The organism is Halorientalis salina (assembly GCF_005049285.1).
GTDB classification, from domain to species: Archaea; Halobacteriota; Halobacteria; order Halobacteriales; family Haloarculaceae; genus Halorientalis; species Halorientalis salina.
This window is the reverse complement of the sequence record NZ_SOSC01000005.1, coordinates 147,054-173,198: the sequence shown is the minus strand read 5'-3', so window position 1 is coordinate 173,198 and position 26,145 is coordinate 147,054. Positions and strand designations below refer to the sequence as shown.

General features: G+C 66.9%; 28 protein-coding genes. 15 read left to right on the top strand and 13 right to left on the bottom strand.

What is annotated here, in order from left to right; all coding sequences use genetic code 11:
* Nucleotides 1–15: 15 nt before the first annotated feature.
* Genes arcS through E2481_RS11600 form a run of 5 tightly spaced genes read left to right on the top strand, consistent with a single transcriptional unit; the run spans nucleotide 16 to nucleotide 3,175 of the window.
* Nucleotides 16–1,767 carry an archaeosine synthase subunit alpha gene (arcS, locus tag E2481_RS11620; RefSeq protein ID WP_136717318.1) on the top strand — a complete coding sequence of 584 codons (1,752 nt, stop codon included), beginning with the start codon at nucleotides 16–18 and terminating at the stop codon, nucleotides 1,765–1,767.
* Nucleotides 1,768–1,810: 43 nt separating this feature from the next.
* Nucleotides 1,811–2,197 (top strand): hypothetical protein, encoded by a 387-nt coding sequence (locus E2481_RS11615; RefSeq protein WP_136717317.1) that lies wholly within the window; start codon nucleotides 1,811–1,813, stop codon nucleotides 2,195–2,197.
* A 45-nt stretch (nucleotides 2,198–2,242) separates the two neighbouring features.
* A complete protein-coding gene (locus E2481_RS11610) occupies nucleotides 2,243–2,542 on the top strand; it encodes a ubiquitin-like small modifier protein 1 (protein ID WP_136717316.1) in 300 nt (99 codons plus the stop codon).
* A 1-nt stretch (nucleotide 2,543) separates the two neighbouring features.
* Nucleotides 2,544–2,819, top strand: coding sequence for a hypothetical protein (locus tag E2481_RS11605; RefSeq protein ID WP_136717315.1), 276 nt, complete (start codon nucleotides 2,544–2,546; stop codon nucleotides 2,817–2,819).
* Entirely contained in the window at nucleotides 2,819–3,175 is a 357-nt protein-coding gene (locus tag E2481_RS11600; protein WP_136717314.1) for a hypothetical protein, read from the top strand. Before E2481_RS11605 ends, E2481_RS11600 begins: the two co-directional genes overlap by 1 nt.
* A 3-nt stretch (nucleotides 3,176–3,178) precedes the next feature.
* Here E2481_RS11600 and E2481_RS11595 read toward each other — a convergent pair whose 3' ends face one another.
* Together E2481_RS11595 and E2481_RS11590 are read right to left on the bottom strand one after the other, a co-directional pair.
* Nucleotides 3,179–4,099, bottom strand: coding sequence for an alpha/beta fold hydrolase (locus E2481_RS11595; protein WP_136717313.1), 921 nt, complete (start codon nucleotides 4,097–4,099; stop codon nucleotides 3,179–3,181).
* A gap of 54 nt (nucleotides 4,100–4,153) precedes the next feature.
* Nucleotides 4,154–6,094 (bottom strand): aldehyde ferredoxin oxidoreductase family protein, encoded by a 1,941-nt coding sequence (locus tag E2481_RS11590; protein WP_136717312.1) that lies wholly within the window; start codon nucleotides 6,092–6,094, stop codon nucleotides 4,154–4,156.
* A gap of 138 nt (nucleotides 6,095–6,232) precedes the next feature.
* Between E2481_RS11590 and E2481_RS11585 the strand changes: the two genes are divergently transcribed.
* The 4 genes from E2481_RS11585 to E2481_RS11575 all read left to right on the top strand — a co-directional run bounded on the left by E2481_RS11585 (nucleotide 6,233) and on the right by E2481_RS11575 (nucleotide 9,264).
* Nucleotides 6,233–6,625 carry a VanZ family protein gene (locus tag E2481_RS11585; protein WP_136717311.1) on the top strand — a complete coding sequence of 131 codons (393 nt, stop codon included), beginning with the start codon at nucleotides 6,233–6,235 and terminating at the stop codon, nucleotides 6,623–6,625.
* A gap of 136 nt (nucleotides 6,626–6,761) precedes the next feature.
* Nucleotides 6,762–6,890, top strand: a complete 129-nt coding sequence (locus tag E2481_RS18985; protein WP_256867895.1) for a hypothetical protein — start codon at nucleotides 6,762–6,764, stop codon at nucleotides 6,888–6,890.
* A gap of 3 nt (nucleotides 6,891–6,893) precedes the next feature.
* Nucleotides 6,894–8,114 (top strand): CaiB/BaiF CoA transferase family protein, encoded by a 1,221-nt coding sequence (locus tag E2481_RS11580; protein WP_136717310.1) that lies wholly within the window; start codon nucleotides 6,894–6,896, stop codon nucleotides 8,112–8,114.
* Between the two features lie 73 nt (nucleotides 8,115–8,187).
* Nucleotides 8,188–9,264 (top strand): archaeosine biosynthesis radical SAM protein RaSEA, encoded by a 1,077-nt coding sequence (locus E2481_RS11575; RefSeq protein ID WP_136717309.1) that lies wholly within the window; start codon nucleotides 8,188–8,190, stop codon nucleotides 9,262–9,264.
* A 1-nt stretch (nucleotide 9,265) separates the two neighbouring features.
* On the opposite strand, the gene E2481_RS11570 is transcribed toward E2481_RS11575, so the two are convergent.
* Together E2481_RS11570 and E2481_RS11565 are read right to left on the bottom strand one after the other, a co-directional pair.
* A complete protein-coding gene (locus E2481_RS11570; RefSeq protein WP_136717308.1) occupies nucleotides 9,266–9,901 on the bottom strand; it encodes a hypothetical protein in 636 nt (211 codons plus the stop codon).
* Nucleotides 9,902–9,990: 89 nt separating this feature from the next.
* Entirely contained in the window at nucleotides 9,991–10,284 is a 294-nt protein-coding gene (locus tag E2481_RS11565; RefSeq protein WP_136717307.1) for a hypothetical protein, read from the bottom strand.
* A 173-nt stretch (nucleotides 10,285–10,457) separates the two neighbouring features.
* On the opposite strand from E2481_RS11565, the gene E2481_RS11560 reads away from it, so the two are divergent.
* Nucleotides 10,458–11,420 (top strand): hypothetical protein, encoded by a 963-nt coding sequence (locus tag E2481_RS11560; RefSeq protein WP_136717306.1) that lies wholly within the window; start codon nucleotides 10,458–10,460, stop codon nucleotides 11,418–11,420.
* A gap of 79 nt (nucleotides 11,421–11,499) precedes the next feature.
* Here E2481_RS11560 and purQ read toward each other — a convergent pair whose 3' ends face one another.
* Both purQ and purS read right to left on the bottom strand, forming a co-directional pair.
* Complete coding sequence (gene purQ, locus E2481_RS11555) at nucleotides 11,500–12,177, bottom strand: phosphoribosylformylglycinamidine synthase I (RefSeq protein ID WP_136717305.1); 678 nt, start codon at nucleotides 12,175–12,177, stop codon at nucleotides 11,500–11,502.
* 55 nt (nucleotides 12,178–12,232) lie between these two features.
* Complete coding sequence (gene purS, locus E2481_RS11550) at nucleotides 12,233–12,484, bottom strand: phosphoribosylformylglycinamidine synthase subunit PurS (protein WP_136717304.1); 252 nt, start codon at nucleotides 12,482–12,484, stop codon at nucleotides 12,233–12,235.
* 131 nt (nucleotides 12,485–12,615) lie between these two features.
* Between purS and E2481_RS11545 the strand changes: the two genes are divergently transcribed.
* On the top strand, nucleotides 12,616–13,572 hold the full coding sequence (locus tag E2481_RS11545; RefSeq protein ID WP_250137802.1) for a ribonucleoside-diphosphate reductase: 957 nt from the start codon (nucleotides 12,616–12,618) through the stop codon (nucleotides 13,570–13,572).
* Between the two features lie 87 nt (nucleotides 13,573–13,659).
* Here E2481_RS11545 and E2481_RS11540 read toward each other — a convergent pair whose 3' ends face one another.
* The 3 genes from E2481_RS11540 to E2481_RS11530 are packed head-to-tail and all read right to left on the bottom strand — an operon-like array spanning nucleotide 13,660 to nucleotide 15,867.
* Nucleotides 13,660–14,319 (bottom strand): helix-turn-helix domain-containing protein, encoded by a 660-nt coding sequence (locus tag E2481_RS11540; RefSeq protein WP_136717303.1) that lies wholly within the window; start codon nucleotides 14,317–14,319, stop codon nucleotides 13,660–13,662.
* A gap of 1 nt (nucleotide 14,320) precedes the next feature.
* A complete protein-coding gene (locus E2481_RS11535; protein WP_136717302.1) occupies nucleotides 14,321–14,980 on the bottom strand; it encodes an RAD55 family ATPase in 660 nt (219 codons plus the stop codon).
* Nucleotides 14,977–15,867 (bottom strand): GAF domain-containing protein, encoded by an 891-nt coding sequence (locus E2481_RS11530; RefSeq protein ID WP_169302431.1) that lies wholly within the window; start codon nucleotides 15,865–15,867, stop codon nucleotides 14,977–14,979. Before E2481_RS11530 ends, E2481_RS11535 begins: the two co-directional genes overlap by 4 nt.
* Before the next feature lie 151 nt (nucleotides 15,868–16,018).
* Here E2481_RS11530 and E2481_RS11525 point away from each other — a divergent pair, with 151 nt between their 5' ends.
* Nucleotides 16,019–17,008 carry a formyltetrahydrofolate deformylase gene (locus tag E2481_RS11525; RefSeq protein ID WP_136717300.1) on the top strand — a complete coding sequence of 330 codons (990 nt, stop codon included), beginning with the start codon at nucleotides 16,019–16,021 and terminating at the stop codon, nucleotides 17,006–17,008.
* A 228-nt stretch (nucleotides 17,009–17,236) separates the two neighbouring features.
* Here E2481_RS11525 and E2481_RS11520 read toward each other — a convergent pair whose 3' ends face one another.
* The gene (locus tag E2481_RS11520) at nucleotides 17,237–18,256 is read right to left on the bottom strand and encodes a phosphoribosylaminoimidazolesuccinocarboxamide synthase (protein WP_136717299.1); all 1,020 of its coding nucleotides are present in this window, start codon (nucleotides 18,254–18,256) and stop codon (nucleotides 17,237–17,239) included.
* A gap of 217 nt (nucleotides 18,257–18,473) precedes the next feature.
* Between E2481_RS11520 and E2481_RS11515 the strand changes: the two genes are divergently transcribed.
* The 3 genes from E2481_RS11515 (at nucleotide 18,474) to E2481_RS11505 (ending at nucleotide 23,934) form a co-directional block, all read left to right on the top strand.
* Entirely contained in the window at nucleotides 18,474–20,291 is a 1,818-nt protein-coding gene (locus tag E2481_RS11515; protein ID WP_136717298.1) for a histidine kinase N-terminal 7TM domain-containing protein, read from the top strand.
* A gap of 39 nt (nucleotides 20,292–20,330) precedes the next feature.
* Entirely contained in the window at nucleotides 20,331–21,680 is a 1,350-nt protein-coding gene (cofH, locus tag E2481_RS11510) for a 7,8-didemethyl-8-hydroxy-5-deazariboflavin synthase subunit CofH (RefSeq protein WP_136717297.1), read from the top strand.
* 142 nt (nucleotides 21,681–21,822) lie between these two features.
* A complete protein-coding gene (locus E2481_RS11505) occupies nucleotides 21,823–23,934 on the top strand; it encodes a hypothetical protein (RefSeq protein WP_136717296.1) in 2,112 nt (703 codons plus the stop codon).
* A 39-nt stretch (nucleotides 23,935–23,973) separates the two neighbouring features.
* On the opposite strand, the gene cofG is transcribed toward E2481_RS11505, so the two are convergent.
* Genes cofG through cofC form a run of 3 tightly spaced genes read right to left on the bottom strand, consistent with a single transcriptional unit; the run spans nucleotide 23,974 to nucleotide 26,082 of the window.
* On the bottom strand, nucleotides 23,974–25,074 hold the full coding sequence (gene cofG / locus E2481_RS11500) for a 7,8-didemethyl-8-hydroxy-5-deazariboflavin synthase subunit CofG (RefSeq protein ID WP_136717295.1): 1,101 nt from the start codon (nucleotides 25,072–25,074) through the stop codon (nucleotides 23,974–23,976).
* Nucleotides 25,075–25,125: 51 nt separating this feature from the next.
* On the bottom strand, nucleotides 25,126–25,419 hold the full coding sequence (locus tag E2481_RS11495; protein ID WP_136717294.1) for a DUF7577 domain-containing protein: 294 nt from the start codon (nucleotides 25,417–25,419) through the stop codon (nucleotides 25,126–25,128).
* 27 nt (nucleotides 25,420–25,446) lie between these two features.
* The gene (gene cofC / locus E2481_RS11490) at nucleotides 25,447–26,082 is read right to left on the bottom strand and encodes a 2-phospho-L-lactate guanylyltransferase (protein ID WP_136717293.1); all 636 of its coding nucleotides are present in this window, start codon (nucleotides 26,080–26,082) and stop codon (nucleotides 25,447–25,449) included.
* Between the last annotated feature and the right edge of the window lie 63 nt (nucleotides 26,083–26,145).

Here is a 26,145-nt window from a genome sequence, read left to right as displayed (position 1 = left end):
CCCCGAGGGGCGGGCATGACCGAGTATTTCGAGATCCACGAGCGGGACGGGGCCGCCCGCATCGGGGAACTGCGGCTCGCCGAGTCGCTTTCGACGCCCGCTATCGCCGACGACGTACTGGCCGACGCGGGCAGTCTCTGGCCCGAGGACCGCACGGTCCCCGAGGGTAACGAGTCAGCGCTGACGGTCCTGCCCCACCGCGGATTGCCGGCGGGGACGCCCGAGGACGTACAGGACGCCTTCGCCGTCGACTACCCGGACGTGGACTATCCCAGCGCGGCCGTGATTTCGCCCGATACGGCGAGCAATCAGGGCAGCGACGCGTACGTCCTCTCGAACGCGGCGGGCTACGCCGGGCACGCCCGGGCGTTCGTCGACGCCATGTTGCAGACTCGCGAGGCTACACCTGCGGACAGCGCGCTGTACCTCCCGGGGGTCGCCACGCCGATGAACGTCGCGACGCTCGTGTACGCCGGCGCGGACCTCGTGGACACCGACCGCGCGGTCATCAGGGGCTCCCGCGGGTTCTACCAGACCACGGACGACGAGTACTTCCTGGAGGACTTAGACGAGCTTCCCTGTGCCTGTCCGGCCTGCCAGGTCCCACGCGAGGAGTTCGACCGGGAGGACTGCGCCGAACACAACGCCAACGCGCTCGCCGCCGAACTCAAGCGGGTCCGTCGTCGCATCCGAGACGGCCGTCTTCGCGATTACGTCGAGGGCCAGGCCCGCCACGAGCAGTGGCTCACCGCCACCTTCCGGCGACTCGACCAGCAGTACAGCTACCTCGAACAGCGCACGCCGGTCATCCGCCGGGCTGAAATCACCGCGGCGACCGACGACACCATCCGCCGCGTGGAGATCCAGCGCTTCGCCCAGCGCGTGACCGAGCGCTACCGGAGCCGGTTTTCGAGTCCGCTCGTCCTCGTCCCCTGTTCGGCGACGAAACCCTACAGCGAGTCCCAGAGCCACGGCCAGTACCACGACGTGATCCAGTGGCGCGCCCACGTCGCCTCGATGACCTCGCCCATCGGTGTCGTCCCTCAGGAACTCGAAACCACGTACCCCGCCCAGCACTACGATTCGGTGGTGACCGGCGAGTGGACGGCCACCGAAATCGAGTTCGTGAGCGACGTGCTGGAACGATACCTTCGACGGAACGATTACCCGAAGGTCGTCGCACACGTCCCGCCCGAGGGCTACCGGGAGATCGTCGAGCGGGCGACCGCTGACCTCGACGTGGACCCGATATTCACCGTCGAGGACCACCCGACGACGAGTGACTCCCTTGCGAATCTCGCTGCCGAACTGGATGGGGAACTCCAATACCCCAAACGCGAACGCGAGCACAACACGATCAAAGCCATCGCCGACTACCAGTTCGGAGAGGGGGCTGGCGAGGCGATCTTCCACGACCTCCAGACCCAGTCGCGGTACCCGAAGCTTCGTGCCCACGACGGCAACGGGGAGCAACTGGCCGCGATGGTCCCCCAGTACGGCGTGCTGTCGCTGACGCTCGCCGGCGCGCGCCGGTGGGTCGACAGCGACGCGCCGGTCAAACGCGTCGAGATCGACGACTTCGTCCCCCACGGGAGCGTCCTCGCGCCGGGCGTGGTCGACGCCAGCGACGACATCCGGCCCGGCGACGAGGTCGTCATCGAAGGACCGTCGGCGTTCGGTATCGGTCGCGCCGAGATGAGCGGGCCGGAGATGGCCGAGTCGACCCGCGGCATCGCGAGCGAGGTCCGACACGTCGAGGAGCGGTGAGGTCGCCGGGAGGCTTTAGTCGCGGCCGGCCGTTCCCCGTGCCATGGACGAGGTTTCGCTGTCGATCCCCCGACCGATTCTCGACTCGCTACCCGAGGACGGACAGGTCGCCGCACAGGACATGGAGCGCGCCGTCGAGGGCTGGGAGGGGCGCATCAATCGCGCGATCGAGAGCGCCGACGACGAGAGCGAGGCCGCGGGCTACGTCCTCGACGCAATCGAGCGGATGGACGACCGGCTGGACGCCTACGACGAGTTCGTCCCCGAGATGCGCGCGTGGGGCCAGTCGCCCATCTACGCCATCGCCTGGCGCAATCTGATGGCCGACCTCATCGGCCAGTTGTACGACCACGAGGACCTGGCCGAGCGCCTGGACCGCGAGCGCCAACACCGCGTCGTCGAGGACGGTATCCGACTGAACGACCTCTAACCCTGTCGACGGGGATTTATGATCTCGCCGCCCCTCTCAGCGGACATGCAACTCGAACTCAAGTTCTTCGCGACCTTTCGGGCGATCGTCGGCCAGAAGACCGTCGACCGGGAGTTCCCAGACGACTCGACGGTCGGCGACGTGCTCGCCACCCTCGAATCGGAGTATCCCGACATGGAGGACCGACTGCTCGACGACGAGGGGACGATCCGCGGCCAATTGAGCATCCTCAAGAACGGCCAGAACGTCCTCCACCTGGAGGGTGCGGCGACCCCGCTCTCGGCGGGTGACACGGTGTCGGTGTTCCCGCCGGTCGCGGGCGGGTCGGAACTACGGAGCGGGTGAGATGCAGCGCGAGAAGTCCTTCCGCGGAATCTCCAAACGCCTGGCGATCCACTACCTGGAGAACCTCGGCGGCGAATTGGTGGACGGGGACCCGGAAGACCGCGAGGCGGCCCGCGTCGAGGCCGAGGACTGGACCGCCACGCTCACCGTCGACACCGTCTCCATCGGGCCGACGGTGAAGCTGACCGAGGTCACCGTTGCCTTCGAAGGTATCGAGGAGGCGCTCGACTCGCTGGTCGAACAGTTCTCCCAGAAGGCGATGCGCGCCGGTGGCTGATGGCGGGCGACCCCATCGACGGCCAGATCCTCCTGCTGACGGCCGCCAAAGCCAGCGTCGGCCCGCAACGACTGCCCGATCTCGTCGACGTAGTGGGAGCCGACCTCCGTCCCCGGTTCGACACCTACGCACGAGAGTACGAAGTCGCCTACGAGACCGACGAGTACACCGCCTTCTTCGTCGAGGACGGCCACTGGGAGACCATCGCCGAGCGCGTGGACGTCACTGACCGGGAAATCGACGCCGTCCGGCGCGCCCACCACGAACAACTCGCTCGCTACGGCCGACGGAACGACCGCACCGAGGAGTTCGAGTCCGCGCTGGAGATCCGGGACTGTGTGCTCATCGAGCGCTGAGTCTCAGGCGTCGAGGAAGCCGACCAGTTCCTCGTTGACCTGGTTGGGCACGTCACACTGGACCCAGTGGCTCGCGTCGGCATAGCGTTCGACTCGGACGTTCGGAACCCACTCGTCGAGTCCCTCCGAGAGGTCGACGCCGAGCGCCTCGTCCTGTTCGCCCCACAACACTAGCGTCTCGACGGGAATCTCGTCGCTGCCAGGCGGGTCGAAGAACTGGCCGACGACCGGGAGCGCGCTTTTGGCCATCGGTTCGGCGATCGCCCGGAGGTACGCCCGGTAGTAGTTGATGGCCGCCGTGGCAGCGCCGGGTTTGCAGAACGCCTCCCGGTAGCGGTCGAGGTCCTCGTCGGTGAAGGCATCGGGATCGACCGCCTGGTTGCGGAACAGGTCACCGACGAGTTCCCCGTCGTCGGCGGTCATGAGCCACTCGGGGAGGGCGGGGATCTGGAGGAAGAAGACGTACCAGGAGCGTTTCAGCTGGTCCAGATCGAGGTTGCGGGCGAACGCGGCCGGGTGCGGGGCGTTCATCACGACGAGTCTGTCGATGACCTCGGGCTGGAAGATGCCCAGGGCCCAGGCGATGGCCCCGCCCCAGTCGTGACTCACGACGTGCGCCGAGTCGGCTCCCAGGTGGTCGATGAATCCCACCACGTCACCCACGAGTTCTTCGATCTCGTAGCTCTCGACGTCCTGCGGTTTCTCGGACTCGTTGTACCCGCGCATGTCGAGCGCGGCGACGCGGTACCCCGCGTCGACGAGCGCCGGGATCTGGTAGCGCCAGGAGTACCAGAACTCCGGGAAGCCGTGCAGGAGGACGACGAGGTCGCCGTCCTCTGGGCCGGCGGTGACGTAGTGCAGTCGGACGCCGTTGATGAGCGCGTCGTGGTGTTCGACGATGTCGTCGATGTCCCCCTCGGTCATGACAGGGGTTTCAGAAAGCTACGTAAAAATCAGTTCGAAGTGCGGCCGAGGTGACTAATCGTCGCTCGGTGCGGCCGCGCCGCCACTGGAGACGCCCGTGCCGGGGCCGACCTCGATGTCGAGTTCGTCCAGTTTCTCCTCGGGGACGACGCCGTCGACCCAGCCCCGGACCTCGTAATACTCGTCTTTGAGCTTATCGAGCTCCGCGAGTTGGCCCTCGCTGGCGCCCTGGGCGGGCATGGCGTTCTCGTGGCCCTCGACGAACCGATCCGGCAGTGAGTCGTCGTCGCCGTCGAAGCCGACGAGGTTGTTGTAGTACCGCTCCAGGTTGTAGACGCGCTCGCCGGCCTGCATGAGTTCCTCCTCGCTCACGTCCAGGCCGGTCATGCCGTTGTACTGGAGGACGTACTCCTCGATGCCCTCCGCGAAGGCGTTGAACTTGCAGATGTCGAACGAGTCGGAAATGGCGTGCATGTCCTGGAAGAGGACACAGATCTCGCCTTTGCCCTCCCACTCGTAGGGGTCGGCCTTCTCCGGGATGCCCAGGATTTCGGCCGCGGGCGTGTAGCCGCGCAGGTGGCAGGCACCGCGGTTCGAGGTGGCGTAGCCGATGGCCATGCCCTTCATGCAGCGCGGGTCGTAGGCGGCCATCGTCTGGCCCTTGACCGCCAGGGAGTTCTCGTGGCCGTCGAACTCCTCGGCGAGGTGGTCGGGACCCTCGGCCATGTGGTCGGCGAGGTCGGTCTCGCGGTGGCCGATCCGCTCGATGAGATCGATCATCTCGTCGGAATCGCCCCACTCGATGGAATCGTCGAAGTCGAGTTTCCCTTCCTCGATCATCTCCATGGCCATCGCGATGGTGTTGCCCGTGTCGATGGTGTCGATGCCCAGGTCGTTGCACTTGTCGAGCATGACCGCGATGCGGTCGCGGTCGTGGTGGCCGGAGTTCGGGCCGAGCGCCCAGGCCGATTCGTACTCGTAGGACTCCATCCGGACGTTCATCTCCTCGCCCTTGTGCATGGCCGTCACTTCGACTTCCTTCTTGCAGGCGACCGGACAGGAGTGACAGGTGGGTTCGTCGACGAGGATGTTCTCGCGGACGTTCTCGCCGGAGACCTTCTCGGAGTCGATGATTCGCTCGCCGTCGCCCTCGGCGTCGGACATCGCCTTCGTCGAGGAGTACCGGCCGTTCTTGGTCGGCAGGCCGTCCATCTCCTCGGTGAGGTTCATCAGGACGTTCGTCCCGTACATCGAGAGGCCGCCCTCATTGGGTGCGGTGACGTCCGACTCCTGGATGACCTGCATCGCCTGCTTGTGGCCCTTCTGGAAGGTCTCCTTGTCGGCCGGCGTCGGCATCTTCGTCCCGGACTTGACGACGACGGCTTTGAGGTTCTTGGTGCCCATCACGCAGCCGGTGCCGCCCCGGCCGGAGGCCCGATCGTCCTCGTTGATGATACAGGCGTATTTGACCTCGTTTTCCCCGCCCTGGCCGATGGCCATCATCGAGAGGTTCTTGCCGTACTTCCCGTCGATTTCGTCCTCCAGGGTGTCCCGGGTCTCGTGGACGCCCTTCCCCCAGAGGTGGGAGGCGTCGCGGAGTTCGACCTCGCCGTCCTCGACGTAGGCGTAGACTGGGTCCTCTGCCTGGCCCTCGAACAGCAGGCCGTCGAAGCCCGCCCACTTCAGGCGCGCGCCCGACCACCCGCCGTGATGGGAGTCGGTGACTGTTCCCGTGAGCGGTGACTTCGTACAGACGGCGATGCGACCGCTCATCGTCGTCTGTGTGCCCGTCAGTGGCCCGTTCATGAACGCTAGCAGGTTGTCCGGGCCGAGCGGGTCGACGTCCGTCCCCTGATCGAAGACGTACTTCACGCCGAGTCCGCGGGCGCCGATATATTTCCTGGCATCCTCGTCGTCGATGCCCTCGTACTGTACGTCTCCGTCGCTCAGGTCTACCCGAGCGACGTTGTCGTGGAACCCGCCGAGATCTGTCATGAATTAACGTACCATAATTGAATTGGGGCCGTACCATGTTAGTCGTTGCCAGCATCGGGTAACCGAATACGGTTACTTCCTGTGGCGACTCGACCGGCAAATGCAAGCGGATTCCCGTTTGCATCCCCGACCGTGGGTATGGCCGACTGGTACTCGCTCAGGAACGGGTCGGGTCGCGTCGTGGCGGTGGTACTGTACGCGGCGGTCGTGTTCGCGGCGTCGGTAGCGGTGCCACCCGAGGGCGGCACCGCGATGACCGGCCCGCTCGGAGTCGTCGGCGCGGACAAGTGGTTTCACGCGGTCGGCTACGCGGTGCTCGTGGTGCTCGTCGCGAACGCGCTGGGAACGACCACGCGCAGTCGGCTTGCACTCGCCGTGACCCTCGCAACGGGGTACGGTCTGGGAATCGAAGTGGTCCAGTCCGCGCTCCCGTGGCGGTCGTTCGACGTGCTCGACGCCCTGGCGAACTTCCTCGGAGCGCTCCTGGCCGGTATCGTGCTGTCGCTGGACATCTCGAACCGCTTGGACTGACCGCTCCCGACTCGACGAGTGGGGTGTCGGTGGATATCTAACACTGCGGGGAATAGTTGGATGGTTATCGGAAGACTCGGAACGAAGCGGATTCCATACGAAAATATATTATATTTGGGGTATGTCGTTCGTATCGATGGTCGAGTACGCACACCCGGGGATCGGCCCGTTGAACGACGAGTGGCCCGTCCAGCCGACCGTTCGCCAGTTCGTCGGCGATAGCTCGCACGGTCTCGAATCGAACCTCGCGGGGACCGTTGCATAATCCATGACTGGTGAAGCACGCGACCCCGACAGCGACGACCAGCCGCTCGAGGGACTGACGGTGCTGGACGCCTCCCGCGTCCTCGTGGGACCGTTCTGTACCATGCAACTCGGGGACCTCGGTGCGGACGTCATCAAGATCGAACGCCCCGACGGGGGCGACCAGACCCGCGGCTGGCACCCCCCGAACTACGGCGACGAGAGCGCCTACTACGTCAGCATCAACCGGAACAAGCGCTCCGTGACGCTGAATCTCACCACCGAGGAGGGCCGGGACGTGTTCCGCGACCTCGCGAGCGAAGCCGACGTGCTCGTGGAAAACTTCCGCGTCGGGAAAATGGAGGAGTGGGACCTCGGCTACGAGACCCTGCGCGAGGCGAACCCCGAACTGGTGTACTGCTCGCTGTCGGGCTACGGCGAGTGGGGCCCGCACAAGGACCGCCCGGCCTACGACATCATGATGCAGGCTGAAGGTGGTATGATGAGCATCACCGGTGAAGAGGGTGGACCGCCGGTTCGCATCGGTGTCGCCATCGCCGACATCGGGGCCGGCATGTACGCCACGCAGGCCATCCTCTCGGCGCTCCTCTACCGCGAACTGGGCGACGGAACCGGCCAGAAAGTCGACGTGAGCCTGCTCGACGGCCAGGTCGCCTGGATGAGCTACATGGCGTCGTACTACTTCGCGACCGGGGACCCGCCGGGCCGGATGGGGAGCAAACACCCCACGATCGCTCCCTACCAGGCTTTCGAGACGAGCGACGGCTACGTCGTCGTGGCGACGGCCTCCGAGAACCTCTGGCCGAAGTTCTGCGCGGCCATCGACCGCGAGGACCTCGCCGACGACGACCGCTTCGCGACCAACGCCGACCGCGTCGAGAACCGCTCGGACCTGGACCGCATCCTTGACGAGCGATTCGCCGAGTTCTCGACGGCCGAAGCCGTCGCGCGACTGGAGGAGGCCGGCGTCCCGGCGAGTCGCGTCCGCGACATAGAAGAGGTCTTCGAGAACCCCCAGGTACAGGCCCGGAACATGCACCAGGAGGTCGACCACCCGACGATCGGATCGGTCGAGATGGCCGGAAGCCCCATGCACTTCTCCCAGACGCCGACCGCGATCGATCGACACCCGCCGCTGCTGGGCGAACACACCGAGGACGTGCTCCGCGAGTTCGGCTACGACGACGCGACCATCGAGGACCTGGCAGACCGGGACGTGCTCTGACCGGCGAGCGGGACCGGCCTGCCGGCGTGTCGTGGCGGTGAGCATTTACCGTTCGGGGCGATAGCCAGGGGTAATGAGCAAGCCGAGCCCCGAGGTCTACGAGCAGGGGAAGGGCATGGACGCCCACAACAAGGCGATGCGGGAGATCCGCTCCCGCAAGGACGAGACCTACGACCCGCGGGAACCCACGCGGGTCTGGATCGACGAGGACAACACGCCCGACGGCGTCTACCAGTCGCTGACGATCATTCTGAACACCGGCGGCTGCCGGTGGGCCCGCGCAGGCGGCTGTACGATGTGTGGCTACGTCGCCGAGTCCGTCGAGGGCGGTTCCGTCGCCCACGAGGACCTCATGGCGCAGGTCGACGTTTGCTTGGAGCACGAGGCGGAAAACGCGGACGAGGAGTCCGGCCTCATCAAGATCTACACCTCCGGCTCGTTTCTGGACGAGCGCGAGGTGCCCGCCGAGACCCGGCAGGCCATTGCCGAGACGTTCGAGGATCGGGACCGCATCGTCGTCGAATCCCTCCCGGATTTCGTCGACCGCGAGAAGATCGAGGACTTCACCGAGCAGGGCCTGGAGACGGACATCGCCATCGGCCTCGAAACCGCGACGGATCGGGTCCGACGGGACTGCGTCAACAAGTACTTCGAGTTCTCGGAGTTCGAGCGCGCGGCCGAACACGCCGAGGCGGCCGACGCCGGCATCAAGGCGTACCTCCTGATGAAGCCGCCCTTCCTCTCGGAACCCGAAGCCATCGCGGACATGAAACGCTCCATCCGTCGGTGTGCCGATGTCGACGGCTGTCACACCGTCTCGATGAACCCGACGAACGTCCAGCGCCACACGATGGTCGAGGACCTGTATCACGACGGCGGGTATCGCCCGCCGTGGCTCTGGTCGGTCGCCGACGTGCTCGAATCCACGAGCGATGCCGACGCCATCGTCGTCTCCGACCCGGTGGGTCACGGCAGCGACCGCGGTGCCCACAACTGCGGGGAGTGCGACGACAAAGTACAGAACGCCATCAAGGACTTCGACCTCCGGCAGGACCCCGCCGTCTTCGAGCAGGTCTCCTGTGAGTGTGAACTGACCTGGGAACTCGTCACGGAACGGGAAACCGGCTACAATCAACCGCTATCGCGCTGAGTCAGGCGCCAGGGTGTGAACTGCCGGCGGATTCCCGGCCGAACAGCCCTTTCACCTTCGCCCGCAGTTCGCCGTCGTCGTAGCGGCGCAGGAGCGCCCAGGTGAGGATCTGGACGACCACGCCGACGCCGACCAGTGCGTTCGCCCAGAGCGGCGGCGTCGGGACCGACAGACTCGCCAGCGAACTCACGATGTTGTCGGTGTTCAGCGCGGCCCACGTCAGGTACCCGCCCCAGGCGGCGCTGACGAACACGACCACGACCTTCTGGAGGAGCACGGCCACGACGGCCCCGATGGCCGGGCCGGCGAGGACGATCGGGTCCAGGAGGTTCGTGAGAGGGGACATGGACGTGCCTGTCAGTGCCAGCGCGGCCCCGAGGCCCGTCGCTGCCCCCGGAACGACGAGCATGATCATGTAGATCTTCTGGGCGATGACGAGTCCGATGAACCCCGCAACCAGAATGACCGCGATGGTCGGCACCAGGCCGACGCTGAGGCCGCTGGCGGCGAAAAAGCCGGCCCCGCCGCCGAGCAGGAAGCCGAACAGTTTCAGCCCGGTCCGGTAGAAAAACATCCCGCCCACGGTGAGCGCGAGGCCGACGATCAAGAGGACGGCTGTGAGGACGACGTTCGACACCTGTGAATCACCTACTCCTATGTCGGACAGCCGACGCATAAATTTGCTGGCAGACGCAGATCGGGACGCTCGGGGATTCCGATCTGTCCTCACAGCGTCGCGTCGGGGTCGTGTTTCTCGGTCATGCGCTCGACCTCGTTCGCGTAGCGCTCCCTGGTCTCCGCGTCGCTGACGGTCCCGAGGTTGTCCGCCTCCACCTGCAACGACACCTGGGTCGCCCGGCCGGGGCCGGTGAAACTCGGCAGGGCGCGTTCCTTCCGGAAATCGCGCCGGCCGTCCGGCGTCGCGTACGTGAGGATGATCATGTTCTGCTCGTCGTCCCCGTAGGTGCGTTCGACCAGCCAGACGCGGACCGTCTCGGCGCTCTCCTCGGTCGTTGCCATACGAGAACGTAGGGGTCGAGGACCTTTCAGTGCTGGGAGATTTCCCACTGTGCGGGAGCGAGCGAGGGATTTTCGGCCGCTGTGAACGGGCTTCTCCCGCCGTTCTCTCGAATCGGCCTCGTTCTTGTTTCTCAGACGGAGTTTTTATTCCAGCGCGGACGGTGTGCCAATATATGGTGACGTTCCGGACCACCCACACTCTCCGCCGCGAACTCGCTGGGGCGCTTCTCGCCGGACTGTTCGTCTCCGGCGTCCTCCTCGCGTTCACCCTGGCCCAGGCAGCCGTGGCGGGTGACCTGCCCGCGATCGGGCGGAACCTGTTCGTCGTTCTCGGTAGCGGGGTGTTTTCGCTCGCGTGGTATGCCCCGTTCTTTTTAGCAGTGGTACTCGTCGTCGGGCGCGGCGCTACTCGGCGAACACTCGCGGCCGGTGTGGCGCTCGTCTACGTCGCTCATCTCGCCCTCGCTGTCGTGCAGGGGCGTTTCGGCCCCGCGTTTTACACCCTCACGCCGCGCGTGCTCGCCGAGCCGCTGCCACAGGTCGCCCGCTTTCTCGGCATTGCGGTCGCGTACTGGATCGCCTACGATGGCGGGTACGAGTCCATCACGCTCGAAGCACCAGCTCACCCGCTGTTCGCCGTCGTCACTGACGAACGGCTCGCACCGGATCTCGAAGTGGGCCGTGGCGTCGTCGCGGCAGCGTTAGCCGGCCTGATAGCCGTGACCGGCTCCCTCGCGGCCCACGCCGTCCAGGAGGCCCTCGCGGGTTCCGCACGATTCGCCGTCCCGGTGGCCGTCTCCACCGCCGGTATTCCGGTCGAACAGGCCCCGACCGAGTGGGTGTTCGACACGACGTTCGTGCTGGCCGTCCTGTTCGTGATCGGCCCGAAGACGACGCCTCGTACCGTGCTGAAGGGGCTGGGTGTCGTGTTCGGCGTCGGCGCGGCGGTCCGGGTCGCGCCAGCCCTCTTGCCGCCCTCCCGACCCCTCGAACTCTGGGACCCGTCCGGACCGCTGCTGGCACCGATCGGTGACGCAGTGTTCCTCCTCGGCATCGCACTCGCCGTCTGGTTCGCGCTTCGCGGTGGTGTCGAGAGGGTTCGATCACGGGACAGCGGGCGGCCAGCACCCGAGTGACACTGAGGCTCTCGTCGCTATCACGATATGGCCCGCAGTGACCGCGTTCTCGTCGATCGCCCGGAAAATCAGGGAGAGTCTAGTTCGCGAAGCCGCTGAGGACGCCCTGGCCGTCGGTCGGGCCGATGTCCGGGAGCGCCGCACGCTCGGGGTGGGGCATCAACACGGCCACGGAGTCGCGCTCGCCGAGGACGCCCGCGACGCTGTGTTTCGAGCCGTTGGGATTGGCCTCGGGCGAGACGTTCCCGTCGGCGTCACAGTACCGGAACAGGACCCGATCCTCGGACTCCAACTCTTCCAGGCGCTCGTCGGTGATCTCGAAGCGTCCCTCGCCGTGGGCGATTGGGAGTTCGATCACGTCGCCCGCCTCGTAGGCGTCGGTCCAGGGCGTGTCGGCGTTCTCGACGCGCAGGTGGACGTGTTCACACTGGAAGCGCGCGCTCTCGTTGGTGGTGAACGCGCCGGGCGTCAGCCCCGATTCCGAGCCGATCTGTGCGCCGTTACAGACGCCGAGGACGGGCGTTCCGCTCTCGGCGGCCTCCCGGACCTCGTTCATGATCGGCGAGCGGGCGGCCATCGCGCCGGCCCGGAGGTAGTCACCGTAGGAGAACCCGCCGGGGAGCATGATGCCGGTGGTGTCCTCCGGGAGGCCGTCCTCGTGCCAGACGAGTTCGGCGTCGACGTCGAGTTCGGCGAGCGCCTGCACAGCGTCGCGGTCGCAGTTCGACCCGCCGAAGCGGATGACGGCGACTGTCACAGTGACCACCCGAAGGTGTGGGAACAGAGAGTCGCCGTCATGGGAACCGATACCGTCATCGTTCCTCGACAGTGACCTCGTAGTCGTGGATGGTCGGGTTTGCCAGCAGGCGCTCGGCCATCTCGTCGGCGCGCTCGGCCGCAGCATCGGCGTCGGCCGCGTCCAGGTCGACCTCGAACTGGTCGGCCGAACGCAGGTCCTCGAGTTCGAAGCCCAGGCGTTCGAGCGCTCGCTGCGTCGTCTCGGCCTCGGGGTCCAGCACCCCGTGTTTCAGCCGAACCGTCACGGTCGCGGTGAAGGCGGTCATTACCGGAGTGCGGTTGCCCCGGACGAAAACGCTTGTGACTTGGGCATCGCCGCGGCGGCCGACGAGCCTATAAGAAACCCCCTAGCTTCCTAGGCAGTAGTCGTATGCACACGGCCGTGCCACGTGGTAGTATGACACAGGTAGAAGACACCAGTCGCGAGATGCGACTCGACCCGGACTCGTTCGCACAGGGCTACTTCAAAAACGCCGTCTATCGCCACTGGGACCCCTACGAGGACGTGCCCCAGGAACTGCTCGAACGCGACAGGGAGAACCTGCTCGCACAGGAAGAAGAGAGCGAGGAGAACTACGACGCGATGCGTGGCTCCATCGCGCTGTTCGGCGCGGGCGAGGAGGCGGTCACGGAGGACCTGATGCCGCTCGCGCTGGTGCTCGAGGACATCAACGACCAGATGTTCATCTCCAGCCAGATCTACGAGGAGGCCAAACACACCCAGTTTTTCGACCGCTACTGGCGTGAAGTCGTCAATCCAGTCGCGGAGGAACGGGGATACGAGGTGGTCGCCCCGACCGACCAGCGGTGGTTCCCGGAGGGTTACGTCGACCTGTTCGACCGGACCGAGGCTGCGATGGAACGGCTCCTGACCGACGACACGCCCGAGAACCGCGCGAAGGCGTACTGCCACTACCATCTCGTCGTCGAGAGCGTGCTGGCCCAGACCGGGTACTACGGCTTCACGTCCCGGTTCGGCGAGGGAGAAGCGGACGTCTACGAGGACGACCTCGAATCCCCGCACTTGCCGGGGCTCGTCGAGGGGATCAACTACATCCGTTCTGACGAGGGGCGTCACGTCGGCTTCGGGATGCAGAAGGTCCGCGAGCTCATCCACGAGCGGGGCGTCGACGAGGCGGTCGTTCAGGACACGCTCCAGTCGCTGCTCCCGCTGATCTCCGAGACCGTCCAGGCCAATCAGGTCGAGGAGGCCGACCCGGTCCCGCTCGTCGAGTACGCCAGCGACAAGCTCTCCCGGCGCATCGACATCCTCACGGACGCCGACGCGGAGATTCCCGGCGTCGACGAGCTGGTGAAACTGGAGGACGCCGACCAACCCGCGGCGGGGGACTGATACGGACTGCTGTAGATCATTTCCGCAACGACCGCCTGCAGCCGGGCGGTCGTAGGGGGAAACAGCTACAGAAATCCGTATGAACCGTCACTGCACCAGCGGCGTGAGCACTTTCGACTCGATCTTCTGGAGGTGTTCGGTGACCGTCCCGGGAGCGAGGCCGAGGGCGTCGGCGACCTCGCGCTGTGTCGTCCCCCGTGGCACCTCGTAGTACCCCATCTCGACCGCGGTCCCGAGGATCTCCCGCTGTCGCTCGGTGAGCAGCGCCGCGACCTCGTCCAGGTTCGGCTGGTACTCGCCGGTCTCTTCGAGTCGGATGTCGACGGCGTCGGGCGCGTTCGAGACGACGCGCTGAAGCGTCCGGTCGTCGCCCAGCAGCGTCACGCGCAACTCCTCGCCGTCCGCCCCCTCGGACTCGGCGAACTCGATCGGCGTCGAGATCAGTACCTCGTGTTCGCGCTCGACGGTGAGCAACTGCCGGACGACATCGGTCGCCTCGGCGTGGATGTAGGCGTACCCCTCGTCGGTCCCGAACACCTCGCAGTGGCGGATGTCATCGCGCTCTTCGAGGATGGTTCTGGCGCGTTCGAGGTCACCGCGCAACCGGGTGAGCATCAGCACGGTGCCGTCGCCGAGGAGCGTGATGTTCTGGATGCCTTCGTGTGTGATATCGGGGTGACTGGAAATGGTGCGGCCGACGCCGGTGAAGCCGGTTTCGGCGACGATGGAGAACGTGGCGTAGCGCATCCTACAGCCGCTGCCAGCCGTCGGGCTGGTCGCGGACGCCCTGGACCCGCAGTTCCGCGTCGCCGTCGCCGCTCGTCCGGAGGTCGACCCGGCCGTCGAACGTCTGGCTGATGGAACTGAGCGTCCGGTCGTCCTGGGTCGTCGGGTCGACGACGCAGACGCCGAAGCCGTCGGCCGACCGGACGCGGCCGGTGAGCGTGTGCAGGAAGCGGTAGACCGGCTGGATCTCGTCGGCGTACATCAGCAGCGTCGAGACGGTGAAGACGCCGGTCCGGACGCGTTCGATGCCCTCGCCGTGGAGCCCCTCGTACAGCGATGAGTACTCGATACCGATGCCGGTGAGGTCGCTCGGACTCCGAACGGACCTGATGTTCTGATCGTCGCTCTCGATCTGCGGGCCGCCACACTCGATGGCGGCCATCCGGCCGCGGTCGAACGTGCCGCCCTGGGCCGTGTAGTCGGCCAGCAGTTCCTCGCCGCTCTCGTCGGCGGCGATGAACAGGGCCCCTTCGTTGCGTGTCTCCCCGGCTGCCAGCATCCGCAGCGCTAACTCCCGTGTCCCACCGAGCGCCGGACCGGCCACGAGCAGACTCGTTCCCGGCCGGACCGGATTTATCGGCAGGTCGGCGAACTCGTAGTGGCCGCGCGTGTTCTGGCTCATCGTGACTCGTGTTCCTCCGTGTCGTCCAGACGACGCCGTAACCGCAGTTGTTCCATCGCCTCGTCGGCCAGCAGTCGCAGGTACTCGCGGTCGGCCTCCGAGTACGTCCGTGGCTCGTCGTGGGTCAGACAGAAACTCCCGATGGCACGGCCGTCCTCGGTTCGCATCGGAGCGCCGACGTACGAACGGATGTCCAGGCGGTCGAGCGCGTCGTTGTGTTCGAATCGCGTGTCCTCCTGGGTGTCCTCGACGACCATGATCTCCGGTTCGAGGATGGCGTGTGTACACATCGTGTTCTCCCGGGCGAGCGGGGCCAACGTCCCGCCGTGACAGGAGACGAACTCCTCGTCGTGTTCGTGGACCAGACCGATGAAGGCCCTGTCGGTCCCGAAGTGTCTGGCGGCCAGTTCGGTCAGCCGGTCGAGGGTCTCCTCGACGGCCAGGTTCTCGACGTCGTACTCCGCGATCGCGTCGAGTCTGGCGTCTTCGTCGTCCGGTAACGGGTACCCGACCTGTGTTCGCAGGGTCGTCACCTCGTCGACCCGGGTACGGAGCCGCGTCCGGTCGTCGGATCCGTCTTTCCGCAGGTACTCGACGACCAGATCCTCGAACGCCGTCGTGTCGATATCGCTCGGCTCGGCGTCGGTAAAGAGGACACACGGTGTGTCCGGGCTCTCCGACCGCAACTCCGAGAGCAGGTCCAGTCCGGTCCCGTCCGGGAAGGCGTACTCGGTGACCAGGCAGTCGATGTCGCTGTCCAGTTCCGAACGGGCGGCCTCGACCGCCGAAGCCTCGCTCACCGCCATCCCCGCGTCTTCGAGCGCCGACGCGGTGGCTCCGCGGGCCTCGTCGTCCGCGTCGGCCACCAGCACGGATATCGCCGTCATTTGATAGCTGCCGTGAGTTCGTCCCCACCGTACAAATGTCTGTGGCCGATCGTCGGCCGTCCGGCTGACGAGTGGCGGCAAAAAACAACTTTTTTCGCCGGCCGTCGCAGAGACGCTGACGAATGAGACCCCTCGCTCGTCAGCGTCGGCGGTGGTCGCCGTGACCCGCAAGCACAAACTGACCGAGATTACCGTCGTCGGGGAGGACGACACCGGACTGATCGCCAACGTCACCAGTCTGCTGTTCGAGCGGAGCATCAACATCGAGGACTTAGACCAGGCCGTCCGCGAGGGCGTCTTCCGGATGACGATGCACGTCGACACGACGGAGATGGTCTGTACGGAGACCAAACTCCGGGAAGACCTGGACGATCTGGGCGACGACCTCGGCGTCGACATCCAGGTGCGGTTCCCGGCGGACCGCGAGACCCAGTCCATCGCCGTCCTCGTCACCAAGGAATCGCACTGCCTCGAAGCGCTGTTCGAGGCCTGGGCCAACGGCGACCTCGGCGCGGACATCGGCGTCGTCATCGGCAACCACGACGACCTCCAGCCGCTCGCCGAGAAGTACGACGTACCCTTCCACGACATCGGCGACGAGAAGGGGACCCCCGACGAGGACCAGTTGCTCGAACTGCTCGCCGAATACGAGGCCGACCTCGTGGTGCTGGCCCGGTACATGCGCATCCTCAGCCCCGACGTGGTCTTCCGCTACGAGAGCCGGATCATCAACGTCCACCCCTCTCTGCTCCCCGCCTTCCCCGGCGCGGAGGCGTACATGCAGGCCATCGAGGAGGGCGTCCGCATCGCCGGCGTGACTGCCCACTACGTCACGACCGACCTGGACCAGGGGCCGATCATCACGCAGCGGGCGTTCAACGTGCCCGACGACGCCACCGAGGAGGAACTGCAGCAGGTGGGTCAACCCCTGGAGGCAGACGCGCTCATCGAGGCCATCGGGCTGCATCTCGACGACGAGGTGTCGGTCCACCGCGGCCGGACGCGGCTCCGCGACGACGTCAGCGAGGACTCGGTCCAACTCGGCGCGCCCGACGACCTCGACGCGGCCAACCCGGATCGCCCCATCGACGGCCTCGGCGAGATCGTGGCCGGACAGGACGCCGGGGAAGCCGACGATTGACGCGAGGCCGACCGCATGGGAGGCCTCGGTTTGAACGAGCGGGGACGAAGGACCCGCGAGTATCGAGGCTGAACGAAGTGAGAACTGGGACTGTGCAAGCGCGAGCGGTCTTCGACCGCTGCTCGAACGAGTAAAGCCCGTGAGAGCGGAGCGAGCCGTGAGCGTGAGGACGTCGGTCCGAACCGCGATGTCGGCTTCGCTGAAGCCGACGAGTAATACTCGTTCGTTCTACAGTTCTCGGACAGTCTCGACGGCATCGTCGAGCGACGGGGCCTCGAACAGCCCACGGTCGATGTAGGCGTTCGTCCCCGCCGTGTAGAGGTCCCGGGCCGCGTCGACGACGTGGTCGGGGAGCGGCTCGGGCGTCCGCTCACAGAGAGACTTCCAGTCGGCCACGTCCTCGGCCTTCGCTCGTTCCTTGGCCTCGCCGACGGCCTCGACCCACTCGGGCTGGGTGCGCTTGTGGTACTGGCGGATGACCTCCTTCGAGACCTCCTGGCCGTCGTAGGAAAAGCGGTTCTCGTCGAACGTCCCGACCACGTCCGCGACGTACACCTGGCCGTCGTGGTAGAAACACTCGATCTTGCCGTCCTCGTGGACGATGTCACATTCCCGGGCGCGCTCCGTGACGATTTCGTTGACAGCAAGCGCTGTCTCCTCTAACTCGTCGATAGCGACGGGGCCGGCGATCTCGTCGGCTTCCTGGCGGTCGAGATACCGGTCGGACTCCTCCAGTTTCGTCGAGAACTCCACGACCGGCTCCGGGAGGTCGACGACGTCCTCGGGCCAGGTCTCGAAGTCCAGGTCGAAGTCGGCGGGGTCGGCCCGCGAGCGGAGGCTCGATCCGACGGGAACGGTGTTGCGGAAGACGATCTCCAGGGGGATCAGGTGGTTGTCGCCGGCCTCGGCGTAGTAGGCCTCGTAGTCGTAGTCGCGGCCGTCGTGGGGCAGGTCGGGCACCTGGGTCAACTGGATCGCCATCTCGCGGGGCGGTTCGGTGACCTCGTCGAGTGCGAGGACCTCGCCGCCCTGGACGACGCCCTCGTAGTGGGTCGGCACGCCCGCCGCTTCGAGCAACTCGAAGTTGAACGCGCCCATCGCACAGAGGCTCGCGCCCTTGTTCGGGATGGTGTCGGGCATCTTCCCCCAGTCGAACACGGAGTAGTCGTCGGTGAACACGAACGCGCCCCGACCCAGGTCGGTGTCGGTCGCCTCGGTCTCGATGCGGAACTCCTTGACGCTGGTCATCGCGACCACCTCACGCGGGGCCGGGTCGCGGGAAACCGCCGAGTGCTGGTCATCATTGTCTGGTGGTTTCGCCCTCGTCACTAAGACGTTTTCATCGCCGGCTGCGGGATGGTATCATGTAACTACTACGAAAATACAGCCGTTCCTCGTATGGAATCAAAACTGAGAACGCGAGGGGAACCTACAAGGCCGTTTGTCCGTCACGTTGCGGTAGTCGATGGTAACGAGTGCGCTGTGGCTCGGGGGGTACCTGCTGGGTGTCCTGGCGATGGCCGCGTTCGGATATCTCTACTGGACGAAGCGCAACGTCACCGGGATGAGTTACCTCCTCGTGGCGGCGCTCGTCGGCACCGTCCAGTCGCTGCTGTACCTCATGTTGCTCGTCGCGCCGGTGTTGCCGACGAAGGTCATTCTCTGGCAGCTGTTCGGCGTGCTCGGCGCGATCGTCGTCTTCTTCTGGTATCTGTTCTGCGTGGCCTGGACCGGCCGGTACCGACTGGCGAGGCGGCCGACACTCATAGCCGTCGCCCTCCCCCTGTTCCTGGGGAGTTTGCTGCTGGTGACGAACGCGTCGCCGGTGTACGACGGGGTCCACTCGCTGTATTTTTCCTCGGTCGAGGTCGCGGACGCCTCGGCGCTGGCCTCGCCGCTCACCGTCTCGTTCGGGCCCGTGGCGCTCGCCGCAAGCGGCTACGCGACGCTGCTGGTGGCGGCGAGTACCGGACTGCTCGCGGAGTTCGCGCTCCGGGACGACCAGCAACTCTACCGCTGGCGCAACACGATGGTCACGCTGGCCGGTGTGACGGCCGTCCTCTTCGGCGTCGGCTTCGCCTTCCTGGAGATGGCCTTCGAACCGCAGCCGCTGGTGTACGTCCTCGCGAACGGGTTCGTCGTCCTCGGAATCGTCCGCTCTGGAACCTACGACGTGGTGTCGCTCCCCGAGAACGCGCTCATCGAGGCCATCGAGGGCGGCGTGCTCGTCTACAACAACGACGGGACGGTCATCGAACTGAACGAGGCAGCCGAACGCCTGCTGGGTTTCTCCGACGACATCGTCGGCCGGGGGATCGTCGCGGTGGTCGAACTGGCCGAGCAACTGCCGGGCGTCCGCTCGAACGCGGATGCCGACGGGGCGACGGCGGCCGACCCCGCTGCGATCGCGGCGCTGCTCGACGGCCACGAGTTCACGACGACCGTCGGCGACACGAACCGGACGTTCCTGGTACGGGTCTCGGAACTGACCGACGAGGGCGGCCACGGCCTGGGCTGGACGGTGCTGTTCTACGACGTGACGGACCTGCGGCAGAAACAACACGAACTGGACCTGCTCAAGCAGGTGCTCAGTCGCGTCCTCCGGCACAACGTTCGCAACGACCTCTCGGTGGTCAAGGCCAACGCCCAGATGCTCGAAGACGAGGCGTCGGGGCTGAGCGCCGAACGGCTCCAGACCATTCAGGACAAAAGCGACAACCTGCTCGACGCCAGCGAGAAGGCCCGGACGGTCGAGCGCCTGCTCGAAGGCGACCGCTCCCGGAGCGAACTCGACGCCGTCGACATCGTCGCCGACGCCGTCGGGACGGTCCGCTCGGAGTTCCCGGGGGTCGACTTCGAGGTGTCACTACCCGAGACCTGCTCGATTCGGGCACACTGGGCGCTCTCCCAGGCCGTCGAGAACGTCGTCGAGAACGCGGCGATGCACAACGACTCGCCGGACCCGAAGGTGACCGTCTCCCTCGACCGGGCGGGGGGGACGGTCACGCTGACGGTCGCGGACAACGGCCCCGGCATCCCCTACTCGGAACTCGAGGTCCTCGACCGGAAGGAGGAGACGGCGCTCGAACACGGGTCGAGCGTGGGACTGTGGCTGATCGACTGGATCGTCGACCTCTCGCAGGGCGATATCGACTTCGAGAACACGGACCGCGGCTGTACGGTGACGATGCGACTCGAACACGCCGAGGCCGGCGCGGAGCCGGCGGCCGAGGAGGCGGACCCGCTGGGGCTGGGGATCGGCGGCTCGGCCGACGACGACTGACCCACCACGCTTTTGCGCGCTCCATCCCTCCCACGAGACATGTCGGACGCGTTCGAGCCGTCGGTCGATCCCACCGACGAGTTCGACTTCGAACACCGCCCGGAGACCGACCAGTCGTTCGAGAACGCCCTCGCGAAGGCGCGGGACGGGACCCGGTTGACCGTCGCCGACGCCATCGAACTGCTCACGACGGGGTCGGCGAGTCCGGGCATCGACCGGGAACGCAAGGAACGCGTCCTCGAAGCCGCCGACCGCCGGCGCGCCGAGGTGGTCGGCGACGGCGTCACCTTCGTCGCCAACCTCAACAACAACGTCACGACCGCCTGTAACACCGGCTGTCTGTTCTGTAACTTCAAGGACCGCTCCGAGCAGTTCCGCACCGAGAGCGACGCCGACCACGGCGGGTTCACCAAGACGCCCGCCGAGTCCCGGCGGACGGTACGGGACGCCGTCGAGATGGGTATCTACGAGGTCACGTCGGTCTCGGGACTCCACCCGGCGCTCGCGCTCGACGACGAACATCTCGAGATACTGGAAGCGAGCGACCGCGAGGACCTGAACTACCGGCCGGCGGCCGAGTACGACACGGACCCCGGGACCTACTGCGAACAGATCCGGGCGATGAGCGTCGACGGCGTCCACGTTCACTCGATGACGCCCGAAGAGGCCTATCACGCCCGCCGGGGCACCGACTGGTCCTACGAGGAAGTCTTCTCCCGGCTCAAGGACGCTGGACTGGACTCCGTTCCGGGGACTGCCGCCGAGATTCTCGTCGACGAGGTCCGCGACGTCATCTGTCCCGCGAAGATCGATACCGGCGAGTGGCTCGACGCGATGGAGGCGGCGGCGTCGGTCGGGCTCGACACCACCGCGACCATCATGTACGGCCACGTCGAGAACGAGGCCCACCGCGCGCTCCACCTCGACAGAGTGCGCGAGTTACAGGACCGAACCGGCAACATCACGGAGTTCGTCCCTCTCTCGTTCGTCCACCACGACACGCCGCTCCACGACCGCGGCATGGTCGAGGGCGGGGCCAGCACCGACGAGGACGAACTGATGATCGCCGTCTCGCGCCTGTTCCTCGACAACGTCGATCACATCCAGTCCTCGTGGGTCAAGTACGGCGACGCACAGGGGCTGAAGATGCTCAACTGCGGGGCCGACGACTTCATGGGTACCATCCTCTCGGAGGAGATCACCAAACGCGCCGGCGGGGAGTTCGGCGAGTACCGCTCGGTCCAGGAGTACGTCGATATGATCTCGGCCATCGGCCGGCGCCCGGTCGAGCGCTCGACCGACTACGAACAGTTCCGACCGATCGACCCCGACGAGACGCCCCACGGCCCGGAACTCGGCCCGAAGGCCGACGGACGGCCCCTGCTGTAGCACGTCCGAATCGGGCGGTGGTCCGCCGCCGTCCGGTCGTGTGACCCACGCGACAGTACGAGTCCTTAACACCCTCCGAGTGCTAGCTATGGCCTCCCAAGCCATGGTAAAAGGTCACACTCGACGTGACTTTCTCTCGTCGGTGACCACGGTCGGGGCGCTCACCGGGACCGCGGGGGCCGCGTCGGCGGGGTACCGCATCTCGACGCTCCCGCTGGACCTCCGCAATCTCGGTATCGCGTCGTCGGTTCTCGAACGGCTCTCGCGGTCCGCGCCCGTCGACTGGGAGTACTGCTGGGACGGCGTGCTTTCGACGGTCCCGCAGCTCTCGCTCCTGTTCGGGAACAAGATCGGCGGCTTACAGGAACTCTCCGCCGAGGCCGGCTTCGTCTCGACTCCGGACGACGGCATCGCGGCCGGCGTCACCGAGACCGGTCGGCTGAGCACGCTGCTGTTTCCCTCGACCGGCTTCACCCACCAGCTCCCGTACTATCCCCACGACGCGACGGCCCAGAACCTGGGGGCGAAGCCCCACGCGGGCAGCTTCGGCGGGCTGTCCGTCGACGGCACGACCGCCTGGCTGTGGGAGTCGTCCGTCGACCACGGCATCGACTACGAGGCCGGGACCGGGATGCTCGAACTCCGGTACGACGTGCCGCCAGCGGCGCTCTCGATGGGGTCCGGATCGGACGACGCCGATGGTCGCGTCGCCGTCACTGAGACGCTGTCCGTCGTCCCGCGGACCGAGACCATCGCGCGGGAGTTTACGATTCGCAACGAGACGGGGGTCCCGCTCGACGGGCGGTTCCACTATCAGACGCAGGCCAACGTCACCGACAACCAGCAGAATTTCGTCGTCTGGGAGTCCAGCCCGAATCGCCTGGTCGCCGCCGACGGGCTGTACTGGATCGACCGCGACGGTCCCTACGAGTTGCTCGTCTACGCCGACGCTCCGGTCGATCACAGCGGTGTCGCCAGAACCAGCCCCGGCGCGACGCCAGCGGAGTCGACCGACGACGCCGCTGGACTCCTGCCGTCCGTCCTCGACAGTGACCGCCGTGCGGTCGAGGGCCGATACCTCTCGGGCGTGCTCGGTTTCGACCTCGAGGTTCCACCCGGTGGTTCCCGCGACCTGACCGTGTTCCTCACCGGCGGCTCCGACCCCTCCCGACTGTCGGCCGACCTCGTGGGGAGTCGCGAGCGACGGCTGGCCCGCGGTCGCCGGTACTGGTCGAACCGGGTCGACGGCCTGGCGTTCGGGGGACTGCCGGCGCGATACCGTGAGGCGGCGACCCGCGCTGCCGTCACGGTCAGCACGCTCGCGGACCCGGAATCCGGGAGCATTTCGGCCTCGGGAAACCTCCAGCCCTCCTACTACCCGACCTGGCCGCGGGACGGCGCGTTCGCGTCCGTCGCGCTCGCGCGGACCGGTCTCCCGGGTCCGGCCAGGCGATACCTCGCGACCTTCCTCCCGGCGGTACAGGAGGCGGACGGCTCGTTCCGGCAGTGTTACGACAGCCGCGGTGCCGACGCGGGCGTGCTCACCATCGAGAACGACCAGCAACCCATCTACGCGTGGGCCGTCCGGGAAGTCTACGACGAGACGGGCGACGAAACCTTCGTCGAGTCCGCCTGGCCTGCGGTCCGGGACGCGCTGGACTACACCGTCGACGCCGTCGCCGCCAACGGGCTGCTCGTCGCGACGCCGGACATCCAGGAGGGGCCGACGGCCGCCCACCAGTCGCTGTGGACGAACGCGATGGCCTACGAGGGGCTGCTGTCGGGTGCGACGCTGGCAACCGTCGCCGACGCGGACCCGACTCCCTACCGACGGGCCGCCGAGACCGTCGGCCAGGCGCTGCACGACCGCTTTTTCGAACGGGACGAGTTCATCACCGACGCGGGGTTCTGGGGACCACAGCGGGACCTCAAGGGGTTCAACGGGGCGGCGGTCTGGCCCTCTCGCTGGGCGGCGGCGTTCGGCGAGGTCGGGACCATCACCGGTGCGCTCCGTCGGGAGTTCCGGGAGAACGGCACGGCCTGGGTTCCGGGCGAGCTGTTCGTCGTCGGCGCGCTCGCCCGCGCTGGCGACACCGACACCGCCGACGCCCTTCTGGCGGAGATCCTCACGCAGACCGCACCCAGCGGGTATCTGGCCGAGGAAACGACGGAGGACGGCGAGCACGTCCTCGGCTCCCCGCTCGGGTGGTCCTCCTCGATGTTGTTGCTGGCACTCGACGAGCGGTTCCGGTAGCGGTCGTCGCAGGCGGACCTGGCGGTGACGGCGTTCCGGTCACCGGGCGACCGCGTCGTCCGACAGACACGCGCGGAACCGCTCGCCCGCCTCGTCGTCGGCGTCGAGTGCATCCCGAATCGTCGGGGAGAGCCACTCCTCGTCGACGTACTGCTCGTAGACGGGGAGCCGTTCAGTGAGCGGGACGCCCGCGTGGTCGGCGACGGCCTCCAGTTCGCGGAGCCCCGGCCACTCGTACTCGGGGTTGATGTGGTCCACCGTGACCGGCGAGACGCCGCCCAGGTCGTCGATGCCGCAGTCCGCGACCTCGCGGGCCGGCGCGAGGTTCGGCGGGACCTGGACGCTCACGTCGTCGGGCAGGCCGGCGCGGGCCATCGCGACGACCCGGCGCAGCGTCTCGACGCCTGGGGTTCCGTCCTGCCAGCGCTCGTTCTCGACGACGGGCTGAACGATGACTTCCTGGACGTGGCCGTAGCGCTCGTGTAACTCACGGATACAGAGCAGGCTCTCGGCGCGGTCGGCCCAGTCCTCGCCGATACCGACCAAAATTCCGGTGGTGAAGGGGACGCCTAACTCGCCGGCAGTTCGGATCGTGTCGAGTCGCTGGCCGGGGTTCTTCGCGCGCGGCCCGCCGTGGGCCTGGACCTCGGCGGTGGTTTCGAGCATCACGCCCATCGAGGCGTTGACGTCCGCGACGGTCGCCATCTGCTCGCGGGTCTGGTCGCCCGGGTTCGCGTGGGGCAGGAGTCCCTCCTCGAGCGCGATCTCGCAGGCCTCCCGAAGGTACTCGTGGATGGAGTCGTGGCCCCACTCGGCGAGTTGCTCGTGGACGGCCGTATAGCGGTCGTCCGGGTCGTCGCCGAACGTGAACAGCGCCTCCGTACACCCCGCATCCGCGCCGCGCTGGACCGTCTCGCGGATCGCCTCGGGACTCATGAGGTCGGCCTGGCCTGGCGGGTCGTAGTACGTACAGTACGTACAGGTGTAGCGGCAGGCGGTCGTCAGCGGGACGAACACGTTCCGGCAGTAGGACAGTTCGGTCGCCGGCTCGACGTCCGCCGGCTCGACCGCCAGCAGTCGCTCGATGTCGGCCGAGTCGGGCTCGACGTCGACGTCGTACGTTTCGGCCCCCGGAATCACACCGATGGCTCGGTCCTCGACTGGCAAAAGCGTTGAGTTCCCGCTGACGTGTCAGAGGGGTCTCGCACAGCGCGCACAGAACGCGAACTCGGGTTCGTTGTCTGTTCCGCAGTGTGGACAGGTGACTGCCTCGGGCGACTGGGACTGCTCGCCGTCGAGCACCGACGGCGGTCCGGCGTCGTACTCCGGGTCCGGCGTGTACGGTTCCGTCTCCCCTGTCCGCCGCTCGCGCGATCGCTCACGGCCCTCGCGGACGATCCCGACGAGGACGAAGAGACAGACCGCAAGCGTCGCGAGCAACAGCACCGTGATGACGAGCAGGTACAGTCGGGCGTACAGCGACACGGTCCCGGACCTACGGCCTCGACGTCCTTAGTCCAGTGGCTTCTCACGGACGACACCGACGCGTCCGTCGGTCACGTCGAGTTCGAAGCTCGCCTCGACCAGCCAGTCGTAGCTCTCGCCGTCGCCGTGGAGCAACACTTCGACGAGGTCCGCGGGTTCGTCCACGTCGGTCGAGAGCCGCATCGAGTCGAGATCGGTGACCGCCGCTCCCGCGTCGGCGGCGATCCGACGGTGATCCCGGATGGACGCCCCGTGGTAGTCGACCCGGAAGTCGGGATGCCGGACCAGGAGCGCGTTCGTGCCGCCACCACGACCCGGTGCCAGTACCACGTCGCCCTCGGCCGCGAACAGACGATCCAGCGTGGCCGGCGTCGCCAGCGCGAGGTCGGCCATGACGACCGCGACCCCCTCACCGCCCGCCGCGACCGTCTCACTGAGAACGGCGTTGACTGCCTCGGTGAGCGGCCGCTCGTCGACGGTGACGGGCACGTCGACCTCGACGGGGGCGGTCGCCAGCAGTTCCGGGTCGTGACCGGCCGCTTCGAGTGCAGCGAGGACGTCCCTGAGCATCGCTCGTGCGAACGCGTCGCGCTCGTCGGCACTTAGAACACCGTCGAGTCGCGTCTTGGGCCTCTCGGCTGCGAACGGGACGACGACGCGCATACTCCCTCGTTCCGCTGGTTCCACTAAACCACGGCGGTTCTCGGGGACGAACGGCGAAAAAGC

Bases quoted from the DNA above. Each gene is read 5' to 3' on its own strand.
- E2481_RS11580 (WP_136717310.1), top strand. From the start codon at position 6,894: ATGACTGGTGAAGCACGCGACCCCGACAGCGACGACCAGCCGCTCGAG.
- cofH (WP_136717297.1), top strand. From the start codon at position 20,331: ATGTCGGACGCGTTCGAGCCGTCGGTCGATCCCACCGACGAGTTCGAC.
- cofC (WP_136717293.1), bottom strand. From the start codon at position 26,082: ATGCGCGTCGTCGTCCCGTTCGCAGCCGAGAGGCCCAAGACGCGACTC.
- E2481_RS11545 (WP_250137802.1), top strand. From the start codon at position 12,616: ATGACACAGGTAGAAGACACCAGTCGCGAGATGCGACTCGACCCGGAC.
- purS (WP_136717304.1), bottom strand. From the start codon at position 12,484: ATGACCGCCTTCACCGCGACCGTGACGGTTCGGCTGAAACACGGGGTG.
- E2481_RS11540 (WP_136717303.1), bottom strand. From the start codon at position 14,319: ATGCGCTACGCCACGTTCTCCATCGTCGCCGAAACCGGCTTCACCGGC.
- E2481_RS11585 (WP_136717311.1), top strand. From the start codon at position 6,233: ATGGCCGACTGGTACTCGCTCAGGAACGGGTCGGGTCGCGTCGTGGCG.
- E2481_RS11605 (WP_136717315.1), top strand. From the start codon at position 2,544: ATGCAGCGCGAGAAGTCCTTCCGCGGAATCTCCAAACGCCTGGCGATC.
- E2481_RS11530 (WP_169302431.1), bottom strand. From the start codon at position 15,867: ATGACGGCGATATCCGTGCTGGTGGCCGACGCGGACGACGAGGCCCGC.
- E2481_RS11565 (WP_136717307.1), bottom strand. From the start codon at position 10,284: ATGGCAACGACCGAGGAGAGCGCCGAGACGGTCCGCGTCTGGCTGGTC.
- E2481_RS11610 (WP_136717316.1), top strand. From the start codon at position 2,243: ATGCAACTCGAACTCAAGTTCTTCGCGACCTTTCGGGCGATCGTCGGC.
- E2481_RS11575 (WP_136717309.1), top strand. From the start codon at position 8,188: ATGAGCAAGCCGAGCCCCGAGGTCTACGAGCAGGGGAAGGGCATGGAC.
- E2481_RS11600 (WP_136717314.1), top strand. From the start codon at position 2,819: ATGGCGGGCGACCCCATCGACGGCCAGATCCTCCTGCTGACGGCCGCC.
- E2481_RS11515 (WP_136717298.1), top strand. From the start codon at position 18,474: ATGGTAACGAGTGCGCTGTGGCTCGGGGGGTACCTGCTGGGTGTCCTG.
- E2481_RS11535 (WP_136717302.1), bottom strand. From the start codon at position 14,980: ATGAGCCAGAACACGCGCGGCCACTACGAGTTCGCCGACCTGCCGATA.
- arcS (WP_136717318.1), top strand. From the start codon at position 16: ATGACCGAGTATTTCGAGATCCACGAGCGGGACGGGGCCGCCCGCATC.
- E2481_RS11615 (WP_136717317.1), top strand. From the start codon at position 1,811: ATGGACGAGGTTTCGCTGTCGATCCCCCGACCGATTCTCGACTCGCTA.
- E2481_RS11590 (WP_136717312.1), bottom strand. From the start codon at position 6,094: ATGACAGATCTCGGCGGGTTCCACGACAACGTCGCTCGGGTAGACCTG.
- E2481_RS18985 (WP_256867895.1), top strand. From the start codon at position 6,762: ATGGTCGAGTACGCACACCCGGGGATCGGCCCGTTGAACGACGAGTGG.
- E2481_RS11520 (WP_136717299.1), bottom strand. From the start codon at position 18,256: ATGACCAGCGTCAAGGAGTTCCGCATCGAGACCGAGGCGACCGACACC.
- E2481_RS11595 (WP_136717313.1), bottom strand. From the start codon at position 4,099: ATGACCGAGGGGGACATCGACGACATCGTCGAACACCACGACGCGCTC.
- E2481_RS11560 (WP_136717306.1), top strand. From the start codon at position 10,458: ATGGTGACGTTCCGGACCACCCACACTCTCCGCCGCGAACTCGCTGGG.